This is a genomic window from Streptomyces sp. NPDC055078 (assembly GCF_053607985.1).
Map to the genome: position 1 here is coordinate 1 of NZ_JBSGUP010000239.1, position 11382 is coordinate 11382.

The window sequence follows — 11382 nt, forward strand, 5'->3', positions numbered from 1 at the left end:
CCGGTGTGGAGCGCGTTCATCAGCGTTCCGTTCGGGGTGTCGCCCGACATCTCCCAGACCATCGCGCCGAGCAGCCCCTTCGACTTGATCCAGTCGGTCTTCTTCCCGATGGACCAGGGGTCGTCGAAGCTCCACCACTGTCCGCCTGGACCCGTGTAGCCATAGGTCGAGATGGACTGCTCATCGTGGTGGATGGTCATGTTCGGCACACTGGTCAGCATGTTGTGGTAGCCCCGGATGCCCGCCTCCTCGGGGAACTGCCCGGTCGCGGCCCCGTTCGCCGCCTGCCACTCGCCGTTGGTCCCGGTCGGCCCGGCGGCGACCTCCTTCCAGCCCCTTCCGTAGAAGGGGAATCCGACGGTCAGCTTGCGCGGGCTGACTCCGGCGTCGAGGTAGGTCTGGACCGCCTTCTGGATACTGAAGTCGAAGGTGTACGGGTCCTGGGCGTCCCGGTACAGATTGGCCTGGTGGCCGGTCCGCAGGGGCTCCCACGAGTTGTCGCTGCCCGCGCCGTGGAAGTCGTACCCCTGGATATTGGCGAAGTCCAGATAGTCGAAGATCTTCGAGATGTCCCAGCCCGCCTGGATCTTCGCCGGGTCGGCGGGGGTGAAGGCGGTCAGCAGCCTGTGCTCGCCGCCGAGCGCGTCGAGCTGGCTGCGGAACTCCGCCAGCAGGGCGGTGAGATTGTTCTTGTCCGCCGGGCCGTAGTGGTTTCCGGGGTGGCCGTCGGAGCCGGGCCACTCCCAGTCGATGTCGATGCCGTCGAAGATCCCGGCGCCGGTGCCGGGGCCGCCCGCGCCGTTGTAGACGGGCAGATTGCCCTTGATCCAGACATCGATGCAGGACTTGACGAACTTCGTCCGGGACGCGGGGGTCGCGGCGGCGTCGGCGAAGTACTTGGAGAACGTCCAGCCGCCCAGCGAGACCACGAACTTCAGATGCGGGTGCTTGGCCTTGAGCTTCTTGATCTGGTTGAAGTTGCCCCGCAGCTTGCCCCAGCCGTCGTCCGCGACCCCGTCGACGGACTGCGCGGCCGACATGGGCCGGGAGTAGTCCGCCTCGGCGTCACCGGCGCCCGTGCCCTCGTTCGGGTCCTGCGGATTGCCGGACACGCCCTTGGTGACCCCGGCCTGGCAGGTGAAGTTGACCGGGTCCACGTTCTGGAAGGCGTAGTTGACGACATCGAGCTTGGCCGCGGCACCCGAGGTGTCGAGGTTCTTGATGAAGTACTGCCGGCCGTAGATGCCCCACTGGGCGAAGTAGCCGACCTTGTGGTAATTGCCGGGACCGGCCACATCGTCCGTGGTCACGGCCAGGGCGTTGGAGGCCGGGGAGGAGTTGTCGGCGGTGTCCCGGGCCGTGACGGTGAAGGTGTAGGCGGTGGCGGGCGAGAGCCCGTCGACGGTCGCGGTGGTGGCCGGCGCCTCCACCGTCTTCACGCGCGTGCCGTTGCGGTGGATGTCGTACGCCGCGACACCGACGTTGTCCGTCGACGCGTTCCAGGCGAGGGAGACGGTCGAGGCCGTCTTGGCGGTGGTGCGCAGGTTCCCCGGCGCCGACGGTGGGGTGGGATCGGATGCCGGGTCCACGGTCCGTACGGTGACCGGCTGGCTCGGCGGCCCGGTGTTGCCCCGGGTGTCCTTGGCGCGGACGGTGAAGGTGTAGCTCGTCGCCGGGGTGAGCCCGGTCACGGTCGCGCCTGTGGTGGTCGAGGTGGCGACCGTCGCACTGCCGTTGAGGACCTCGTACGACGCCACCGGGTAGTCGCCCTTGGCCGCCGCCGTCCAGTTCAGCGCGACCGTACGGGAGGTGACGGTGGACGCGGTCGGGGTGCCGGGGGCGCCGGGTGGCACATCGGGCGTGCCGTCGCACTTGTCGCCGTTGACCGTACAGCCGGTGGGCGCGGTGATCGCGCTGTTCGTCAGGAACCAGTAGCTGTACGGCTCGGTGGTGCCGTTCCCCTGGACGGTGGCGTTGTAGTAGGCGTTCTTGACCGTCAGCCGGCTGCCGTTGGCGGTCGCCTCGCCGTGGTAGTGGCCATTGGCGGTGACGCCCGCGGGGAGGGTGAAGTCCAGCGTCCAGCCGGTGACCGGGGCGGTTCCGCTGTTGCGGATGATGTAGGTGTTCTTCCACCAGGACCCGTAGTTCTCGCTCTTGAAGGTCGCGGTGAGGGTGCCCGCGGCCTGGGCGGGGGTGGCGAGGCCGGTGAGGGTGGCCAGTGGGAGGAGGAGTACGGCGAGGAGCGCGATGAGTCTGTGGCGGCGCTTTCTGACGAGTGGTCGCTTGAACATGGCTCTCCCTGGGGGGTAGGGGTGTGTGGCCGTGCTCAGTGCTCGGTGTTCGGTGTTCGGTGCTCGGTGGTGCTCAGTTCTTGGTGCTTGGTGCTCGGGGCGCCCGGCGTCGGTGAGCCGTGCTGCTCGGTCTCTGCTGGGGGTCTGTTGGGGGCCTTGGGGTGTACGCCTGGGGTGGGGTGACTCCTCCGTTCTCGCAGGGGCTGTTCTTACGGGGGCGTACATGACAACCTTGCCCGTGGTCTGGACCAATCGACAGGAAGGGGGAGCGTCGGATTCCCGTCACTGTCGGCATTCCGTCTCGGCATCCGCAGAGGTCTGTACCTCTCCCGGGTCGCCGCCCTACCGTCGATACCCCGACCGTCCTGCTGGGGAGGCGGAGTGACGGGAGCTGAAGGCGCCGGGGATGCCGGGGATTCCAGGGATGCCAAGGCCGCGAAGGGTGCCAAGGCCCTTAAGGGCGCCAAGGCCGCGAAGGGTGCCGGGGCCGCCAAGGGTGCCGGGGCCGGCGACGGCCGGGACAAGCGCCGGCTCGCCGCGCTCGGGGTCCCCGCCGACGACGAGTTCCTCTACCGGGCGCTGCTCGGCCGCCCCCGCGCCACCGTCACCGAACTCGCCGCCGCCACCGGCTGGGACACCGCCCGTGTCCGGCGCCGAACCCGCTCACTGGAGCGGCGCGGCATGCTCACCCGGGACCGGGGCCGTCCCGTGCGCTTCAGCCCGGCGCCTCCCGGAGTCGCGATCGAGGTGCTGGCCCTCCAGCGGCAGGAGGAGATCGAGCGCGCGCGGCTGGTCGCGGCCTCGCTCACCGACGAGTTCCGCTCCGTACGGCAGTACGGGGACGCCGGACCCGCCGTCCAGTTCATCAGCGGGCGGGAGGCGATCGACCGCCGGCTCGCCCAGGTCCAGCGCGCCACCCGCGAGGAGCTGCTGATCCTCGACCGGCCGCCGGGCGCCGTACCGCGCGAGCCGCTGCGGCCCGGCGTGGTGCACCGGGCCGTCTACGACCACCGCTGCCTGGAGTCGCCCGAACAGCTCGCCCGCTGCCGGGAACTGGCGCGGCTCGGTGAGCAGAGCCGGGTACTCGCCGAGGTGCCGCTGACCCTGGTGATCGCGGACCGCCGGGTGGCGCTGGTGGCCCTCGCCCAGGGCGGTGAGGTGATGGTCCTGCACCCGTCCGCGCTGCTGGACGCCCTGGTCGTCCTCGGCGAGCTGCTGTGGCAGCGCTCCGTACCGCTGTGGCCGACGGGGAGCCGCGCGGGCGGCGGGCTGAGCGACGACGACGAGCATCTGCTCGCCCTGTCCGCTTCCGGCCTCACCGATCAGGCGATCGCCCGCCGGCTGGGGGTCGCCCAGCGGACCGTCGAACGCCGGATGCGCCGGATCATGGACGTCCTCGGCGCGCGGACCCGCTTCCAGGCGGGGCTCCAGGCCGCCCACCGAGGCGTGATCACCGTGGCGCGTAATGGTCCAGGAACATGTCCACCCCGCTGACGAGCAGCCGTTCGGTGAAGTCGTCGTCGAGGGTCGCGCCGTAGTGGCCGAACATCATATGGGGGTGGACCAGCAGCGCGTACAGCTGGAGCGTGGCCACTTCCAGGTCGGGGATGACCAGCCGGCCCCGGTCGGCCAGTGCGCGCAGCGCCCCCGACACGGCGGGGTGGTGGCCGGTGGTGGTGTTGTGCTGCCAGCCCCGGCCCAGTTCGGGGAAGCGGTGCAGCTCGGTGGCGACGAGGGTGCGCAGGGCCGCCAGTTCGTGGTCGTCGCGCACGGCGTGGACCCAGGCGCGCGCCGCCGCGATGAAGGCCGGGCGCAGTTCGTCGGGGTCGGTGTCGGCGAGCTGGGCGAGCGCCCCTGAGGAGTCGCCGACGGGCTCGTCCAGCGCGCCCGCGATGACCGCGGTGAACAGGGACTCCTTGCTGCCGAAGTGGTTGTAGACCGTCACCTTGGAGACGCCCGCCTCGGCGGCGATGGCGTCCATGCCGACGCCGAAGCCCTCCCTGAGGAAGAGCGCGCGGGCCGCCGTGACGATGGCCTGCCGCTTGCGCTCGGCGCGCGGACCGCTGGGGCGGGGAGGCGTGGTGATGCCATGCGTACGGGTGGCGCCGTTGGCTCTGCTGGTGCTGGTGCTGGTGCTGGTGCTGGTGCTGGTGCTGGTGCTGGTGCTGGTGCTGGTGCTGGTGCTGGTGCTGGTGGGGCCACTGGTGCCCTGCGGGCTGTCCGGGCTGTCCGGGCCATGCGGGCTGTGCGGGCTGTGCGGGCCGCCAGGGCCGTCGGGATCGTCAGGCCCGCCGGGGGGCTGTCGGTCGGCTTCCGCGCTGCTCATGGTGTCGAGCCTAGCCGAGAGCTGAACTGTACGGTTGAGTTCAAGTGAACTGAACTGTACGGTTCATATAGGACCGCCCGCCGAACCGAGGAGATGGCGCGTGACGCACCCCACCACCCATGACCCGCACACCCCCGACGGCACCCACCCGCCCGCCGACCCCCGCCGCTGGGCGGCCCTCACCCTGATCTGTGTCGCGCAGTTCATGCTGGTCCTCGACGTCACCGTGGTGAACGTCGCGCTGCCCGACATGGCCACCGACCTCGATCTCGGCCGGGCCACCCTGACCTGGGTGGTCACCGCGTACACCCTCTGCTTCGGCGGGCTGATGCTCCTCGGCGGCCGGCTCGCCGACGCGCTGGGCGCCCGGCGCACCCTGCTCGCGGGTCTGCTGGTCTTCACCGCCGCGTCCCTGGTCACCGGGCTCGCCCAGAGCGCACCCGCCCTGATCGGCGGCCGTATCGCCCAGGGCGTCGGCGCCGCCCTGCTCTCCCCCGCCGCCCTCGCCATCGTCACCACCACCTTCCACGGCACCGAACGCACCAAGGCCCTCGGCGTCTGGGCCGCGATCGGCGGCACCGGGTCGGCCGTCGGCGTCCTGCTCGGCGGCGCGCTGACATCCGGCCCCGGCTGGCAGTGGATCTTCTACGTCAACGTCCCCATCGGCATTGTCCTCCTCCTCGCCGTCCCCGCCCTCGTCCCGGCCCGCGCACCCCGCCCCGCCCGGCTGGACGCCCCGGGCGCGCTGCTGGCCACCGCCGCCACCGGTTCGCTGATCTACGGACTCGTCCGCGCGGGCGACAGCGGCTGGACCGACGCGGTCACGCTGCTGACACTGATCGGTTCGATCGCCCTCTACGCGGCCTTCGCGGCGGTCGAGCGGGCGAGCCGCGCCCCGCTGATGGATCTGCGGATGTTCACCCGCCGTCCGGTGATCGCGGGATCGTTCCTGATGCTCATCGCCACCGCGCTGCTGATCTCCTTCTTCTTCGTCGGCTCCGTCTACCTCCAGCACGCACGCGGCTTCAGCCCGCTGCGGACCGGTCTCGCCTTCCTCCCCGTGGCCATCGGGGTCGGACTCGGCGCCCACCTCGGCTCCCGGCTCGTCGGCCGTATCGGCAGCCGGGCCTGCGCGGTCGGCGGGATGGCCGTCGCGGCGGCAGGCAGTGTCCCGCTCGCCCTGCTCTCGGAAACCTCGCGGGTGTACGGGACGCTGGTGCCCGGACTCGTCGTCGCGTCGTTCGGCATCGGAGCCGTCTTCGTCACCGCGACGACCACCGCCCTCGCGATGGTCGACCACCATGAGGCCGGGCTCGCCTCAGGTGTCGTCAACACCTTCCACGAGGTGGGCGCGTCGGTCGGGGTCGCCGTGGTCTCCACCGTGGCCGCCGCCGGCATCACCCGGGGCGCCCTCTCCGGCTTCACCGACGCGTACACCCTCCTCGCCGTGACCGCCGCTGTCGCCGCCGCGCTGTCCATCGCCCTGGTCCCGCGCGGCAAACCGCAGTTGACGGGAGGCCCGCATGTTCACTGACCCGGCCCCGGCCCCGGACCTGTACGCGTTCCCGGCCCCGGACCTGTACGGGTGCCCGGACCGCCCGGACCCGCCCCGCGTACTCGCCGGGCGGTCGGTCGCGGGGAGTCTGGGGCGCCACTTCGCCATCCCGCCCGCCGACGCCGAACGGCTGGTACGGGCGGGCGCCGACGAGGTGACCGCGTACATCGACTCCGTCGAGGACGGCTGCGAGCCCCGCTGGACCGCCGACACCGACCGGGCCTGGGGCACCCTGCACCGCTGTCTGGCGGACGGGACCCTGCGGTGCGGCACGGGTCCCTACCCCCTCTCGTACGCGTTCCTCGGCGGGCGGCTGCTGCCGGTGGGGGCGTACATCGCCACGCTGGTGACGCCCGCCCAGACCCGCCGGACCGCCCCGGCGCTGGCCGGGATCGGGGAGGAGTGGCTGCGGGGGCGGTTCCCCGGACTGCGGGCGGGTGCGATGGGGCGGGAGGCGGAGTGGGACTTCAGGTACCTCTGGGAGCATCTGGTGAGCGTCCGGCGGTTCTACGCGCGGGCTGCGGGGGCGGGGCGGGCGGTGCTGTTCACGGCGGATGTGTGACGGACCTGACGGCTCACCGCAGGGCTCACCGCAGGTGGAAGCGTTCCGCCCAGGCCATGACGTCCCGGGTCGGCGTGTTGCCCCCGCAGAGGACCAGCCCGAGCCTGGCTCCGTCGCCGACGCGCTCCCGTACGCGCCGGGCGGCGGGCAGCAGACAGCCGGCGGCGGGCTCGGTCCACACCTTGGCGTGGTCGGCGATGTCGAGGGTGCCCTGGACGGCCTCCCGGTCCGAGACCACGAGGACCTCGTGGACCAGGGCGGACACATGGTCGTACGTCAGCTGTGAGACGGCCGGCGCGCTGAGCGTGGTCACGATCGAGGAGAGCGCGACCGGTACCGGACCGCCCGCGGCCAGCGCCTGAGACATGGCCTGCGCGCCCTCCGTCTCCACGCCCCAGATCCGTACCCCGGGCCGCAGCGCGTGCAGCGCCGCCGCGACACCGGAGATCAGGCCGCCGCCCCCGATGCTGACGAGGACGTCGGTGAGTTCCCCGGCGTCCTCGGCGAACTCCAGGCCGACGGTGCCCTGACCCGCGATCACCGAGGGGTCGTCGAACGGGTGGACAAGGGTGAGACCCTCGGTCTGCAACCGCGTCATCAGCGCGAACGCGCTGTCCATGCCGTCGGTCAGCCGCAGCGAAGCGCCCGCCGCCTCCACCAGTTCGATGGAACGCGCGGGCGCCGACTCCGGCATCACCACCGTCGCCTTCACATCGAGCGCTCCGGCCATCACCGCGAGCGCGATCCCGTGGTTGCCGCCGCTCACCGCCACCACGCCCGCCGCCCGCTCCGCCTCGCCGAGCGCGAGCAGCCGCGCCGTCGCCCCGCGTGCCTTGAAGGAGCCGGTGCGCTGGAGCAGCTCCAGCTTCGCGGTGACCGGGACTCCGAGCAGCGCGGTCAGTCCGGGGCTCTCCACGGTCGGAGTGCGTACGACATGCCCGGCGATCTGTTCAGCCGCGACTTCGATGTCCGAGATGCTGATCAAGGCAACTACCTTCCTGCGATCTGTACGGGCGAGGCCGGAGGGTACGGCGCGGGCGGCGGTGCCGCGATTCCCCGCAGGCTGTCACAGTAGGTGAGCGCCACCGGGTCGACGCCGCTGACGATCGACCGTATGCGGGGAAGCTCCCCACCTGGTCCCACCTGGCCCGATCCGATCCGATCCGATCCGATCTGGTCCGGTCCGGCCCCGCCCGTGCGCCGCCTGCCCCGCGCCCGTGTGTCGCCTGCGCCTCGGCACCCGCGTCCTGTCCGCGCCCCTGTCCGCGTGGGCCGCTCCCGTGCCCCGCACCCCGCGAGCGGCGGCCCGCCTGGATACCCCCAGGGGTAACTCTGTTACCGTGGAAAACATACCCCGGGGGGTAATTTTGGCGAAAGGATCAAGGCCGTGTTCTTCATCGACACCATCGAGGTTCCCGGACTCGGCAACCGGAGCTATCTGGTGGGTGGTGCCAGGGATGCCGTAGTGATCGATCCCGTGCGCGATGTGGACCGGGTGGTGGCGGCGGCCGCGCGGCGTGGCGTGCGGATCACGGCGGTCGTGGAGACGCATGTGCACAACGACTATGTGAGCGGGGGGCTTGAGCTGGCCCGCGTCACCGGCGCCGACTACCTCGTACCGGCCGGGGCGCACGTCTCCTACCAGCGGGTTCCCATCGCCGACGGGGACCGGGTGGAGATCGGGACCGGGCTGGCGCTGCGGGCCCTGGCCACTCCCGGGCACACACCGCACCACACCGCGTACGCCCTGGAGGACGAGGGGCGGACGGTGGCCGCGTTCACGGGCGGATCGCTGCTCATCGGCACGGTCGGGCGGCCCGACCTGGTCGAGCCGCGCCTCACCGAGCGGCTCGCCCGCGCGCAGTACGCGTCCGTGCACCGGCTGGCGGACGAACTGCCCGACGACACCGCCGTACTGCCGACACACGGCTTCGGCAGCTTCTGCTCGTCCTCGCCGTCGGCGGGCGGGGAGACCACGATCGGCAAGGAGCGCTTTGCCAACGAGGCGCTGGTCAAGGACGCCGACACCTTCGTCGCCGACCTGCTGGCCGGTCTGGACGACATCCCCGCGTACTACACGCACATGGGCCCGGTGAACGCCCGTGGGCCCGCGCCCGTCGATCTCACGCCGCCCGCCGTCGCCGACGCCGATGACATCGCCCGGCGGCTCGCCGAGGGTGAGTGGGTGGTCGACCTCCGCAGCCGTATCGCCTTCGCGGAAGGGCATGTCGCCGGATCGTTCAACTTCGAGGCCGACGGTCAGCTCGCCACGTATCTGGCCTGGCTGATCCCCTGGGGCAGGCCCGTCACCCTGCTCGCCGCATCGCCCGCGCAGCTCGCCGACGCCCAGCGGGAGCTGGCCCGGGTCGGCATCGACCGGCCCGCCGCCGCGGCGACCGGTTCGCCCGATGAGTGGGTACGGGACGGGGAACGGCCTCGGTCCTTCCGGCGCGCGGCCTTCGCGGAACTCGCGGGGGCGTACGAGGGCGCTGTCGTCCTCGACGTACGGCGGGACTCCGAGCGGGCGGCGCAGGGCTTTGTCGCCGGTTCCGTCCATATCCCCGTGCACCAGCTCAGGTCCCGGCTGCTTGAGGTGCCGCCGGGGACCGTGTGGGTGCACTGCGCGGGCGGGATGCGGGCGGCGATCGCCGCGTCGCTGCTGGACGCCGCCGGGCGGGATGTCGTCGCGGTGGACGACGGGTTCGGCGCGGCGCGGGCGGCGGGTCTGCCCGTCGAGTACGCCCCGGAGGGATGAGCCGTGCCCGGCCCCGAGTTCTCGCGTTCCCGCGCGGGCGGGTTCCGGGGAGCGGTGTGAGTACGCTGCTCCTCGCCCTGGTCGCCGGGGCCGCCGGGGCCGTCGTTGGTCTTGCGCTCGGCGCGCTCGGGGGCGGCGGCAGTGTGCTCGCCGTGCCCGCGCTGATCTATCCGCTCGGCTTCACCCCGGTCGCGGCCACCACCGCGAGTCTGGTCATCGTCACCGCCACCTCCGCCGCCGCGCTGCTCGCCCACGCCCGGGACGGCCATGTGCGCTGGGGTACGGGCGCGCTGGTCGCGGCGGCCGGGCTGGTGCCCGCCGCACTGGGCGGCGCGGTCGCGGCGCGGCTGCCGTCGGCCCTGCTGACCGGGGCGTTCGCCGTGGTCGCGGGGCTCGCGGCGCTGTCGATGCTGAGGCCGGCGGGATCAGGCTCGGCCGACGCGGCGAGTACGGAGAGCACGGTGCCGGTACGCGCCCGGTGGCCGGTCACCGCCGGGACGGGGGCCGGGCTGGGCGCCGTGACCGGCGTCCTGGGTGTGGGCGGCGGATTTCTCGCCGTGCCCGCCCTGGTCGGTCCCGTGGGACTGCGGATGCGAGTGGCTGTCGGCACCAGCCTGCTGGTGATCACCGTCAATTCGGTGGCCGCGCTGACCACCCGTACCGGTACGGCCGAAGGGCTGGACTGGGCGGTCGTCGCACCGTTCGCGGGCGCCGCGATCCTCGGGGCGTGGGACGGCAAACGGCTGTCCGGGAAGGTGCGCGGGCGGACGCTTCAGCGGATCTTCGCCGTGGTGCTGCTGGCGGTGGCCGCGGTGATGCTGCTGGACAGCCTCAGGGGGTTCGGGTGAACGGGACCGCGCGGGCCGGGACCGCGTCGTACGGGAGCCGGATGAACAGGACCGCGCCGAACCGGACCGCGTCCAGCGCCGGGGCCTGCCTCACGCCAGCGACAGGAACATCTTCTCCAGCCGCGACCGCATCTCGTCGCGGTCCGCCTCGTTCATCCCCTCAGTCCCGTCCCCGGTGCCGGTCAGACACTGCTGGAGACCGGTGGCGATGATCGCGAACCCCGCCCGGTCCAGGGCGCGCGACGCCGCCGCCAGCTGAATGACGACGTCCGCGCAGTCACGGCCTTCCTCCAGCATCCGGATCACTCCGGAGATCTGGCCCTGAGCGCGGCGCAAGCGGTTCATGACGGCCTTCAGCTCGGCCGTTGCGAGGTCCAGCTCCACGACAACTCCTCAATAGATACCCCTGGGGGTACTTTACTCCTCTGGGGGGCACCCACAGAAATGTCCAGCGATTCCAAGGATGGCATCCACCATGAACACCACCCCTGCCCTCGACGTCGACCAGGCCCGTACCCGGTTCGACGACCTGACGGTCATCGACGTCCGTACGCCAGGCGAATACGCCTCCGGCCACCTGCCAGGCGCGCTGAACATCCCCCTCGACCAGGTCCGCCGCGCCCTGCCCGTGATCCGGGAGGCCGCCGACCGGGGCGAGATCCTGGTGGTCTGCGCGTCCGGGGCCCGATCCGAGAGCGCCTGCGCACTGCTCGCCGAGAGCGGAGTGACCACCGCCACCCTCGTCGGCGGTACGAACGCCTGGGCCGAACGCGGCCACACGCTGGACCGCCCCGACGGCACCCCCCGCGCCACCTGGTCGATGGAGCGCCAGGTGCGGTTCACCGCGGGCGGTCTGGTCCTGACCGGCGCCGGCCTCAGCCTGGTCCACCCCGCCTGGCTGCTGCTCTCGGCCGGGATCGCGGGCGGACTGGTCTTCTCCGCCCTCACCAACACCTGCGGAATGGCCGCGGTCCTCTCCAAGCTGCCGCACAACCGGCCCAGGGCGGCCGACGTCACCCAGACCCTGGAGCGGCTGCGCCGCTCC

10 protein-coding genes are annotated in these 11382 nt (G+C 72.2%); 6 read left to right on the forward strand and 4 right to left on the reverse strand.

Annotated features, from left to right (window positions below; translation table 11 throughout):
- Positions 1-2291: glycosyl hydrolase family 18 protein (locus ACWF94_RS20535; RefSeq protein ID WP_453490075.1), on the reverse strand; the 2291-nt coding region annotated here is incomplete at its 3' end.
- A 381-nt stretch (positions 2292-2672) separates the two neighbouring features.
- On the opposite strand from ACWF94_RS20535, the gene ACWF94_RS20540 reads away from it, so the two are divergent.
- Complete coding sequence (locus ACWF94_RS20540) at positions 2673-3785, forward strand: helix-turn-helix domain-containing protein (protein WP_453490078.1); 1113 nt, start codon at positions 2673-2675, stop codon at positions 3783-3785.
- Here ACWF94_RS20540 and ACWF94_RS20545 read toward each other — a convergent pair.
- Entirely contained in the window at positions 3742-4617 is an 876-nt protein-coding gene (locus ACWF94_RS20545; RefSeq protein ID WP_453490081.1) for a TetR/AcrR family transcriptional regulator, read from the reverse strand. The genes ACWF94_RS20540 and ACWF94_RS20545 overlap by 44 nt on opposite strands.
- A 100-nt stretch (positions 4618-4717) precedes the next feature.
- On the opposite strand from ACWF94_RS20545, the gene ACWF94_RS20550 reads away from it, so the two are divergent.
- On the forward strand, positions 4718-6151 hold the full coding sequence (locus tag ACWF94_RS20550) for an MFS transporter (protein WP_453490084.1): 1434 nt from the start codon (positions 4718-4720) through the stop codon (positions 6149-6151).
- Positions 6141-6734 (forward strand): DUF1877 family protein, encoded by a 594-nt coding sequence (locus tag ACWF94_RS20555; RefSeq protein ID WP_453490087.1) that lies wholly within the window; start codon positions 6141-6143, stop codon positions 6732-6734. Before ACWF94_RS20550 ends, ACWF94_RS20555 begins: the two co-directional genes overlap by 11 nt.
- A 25-nt stretch (positions 6735-6759) precedes the next feature.
- Here the strand turns inward: ACWF94_RS20555 and ACWF94_RS20560 are convergent, their stop codons facing one another.
- Positions 6760-7719 (reverse strand): threonine/serine dehydratase, encoded by a 960-nt coding sequence (locus ACWF94_RS20560; RefSeq protein ID WP_453490090.1) that lies wholly within the window; start codon positions 7717-7719, stop codon positions 6760-6762.
- 402 nt (positions 7720-8121) lie between these two features.
- Here ACWF94_RS20560 and ACWF94_RS20565 point away from each other — a divergent pair, with 402 nt between their 5' ends.
- Positions 8122-9489, forward strand: coding sequence for an MBL fold metallo-hydrolase (locus tag ACWF94_RS20565; protein WP_453490093.1), 1368 nt, complete (start codon positions 8122-8124; stop codon positions 9487-9489).
- Positions 9490-9545: 56 nt separating this feature from the next.
- Complete coding sequence (locus ACWF94_RS20570) at positions 9546-10337, forward strand: sulfite exporter TauE/SafE family protein (RefSeq protein ID WP_453490096.1); 792 nt, start codon at positions 9546-9548, stop codon at positions 10335-10337.
- Between the two features lie 90 nt (positions 10338-10427).
- Here the strand turns inward: ACWF94_RS20570 and ACWF94_RS20575 are convergent, their stop codons facing one another.
- Positions 10428-10721, reverse strand: coding sequence for a metal-sensitive transcriptional regulator (locus ACWF94_RS20575; protein ID WP_453490099.1), 294 nt, complete (start codon positions 10719-10721; stop codon positions 10428-10430).
- Positions 10722-10812: 91 nt separating this feature from the next.
- Between ACWF94_RS20575 and ACWF94_RS20580 the strand changes: the two genes are divergently transcribed.
- Positions 10813-11382, forward strand: a 570-nt coding sequence (locus ACWF94_RS20580) for a rhodanese-like domain-containing protein (protein WP_453490102.1), incomplete at its 3' end; no start/stop codon positions are given.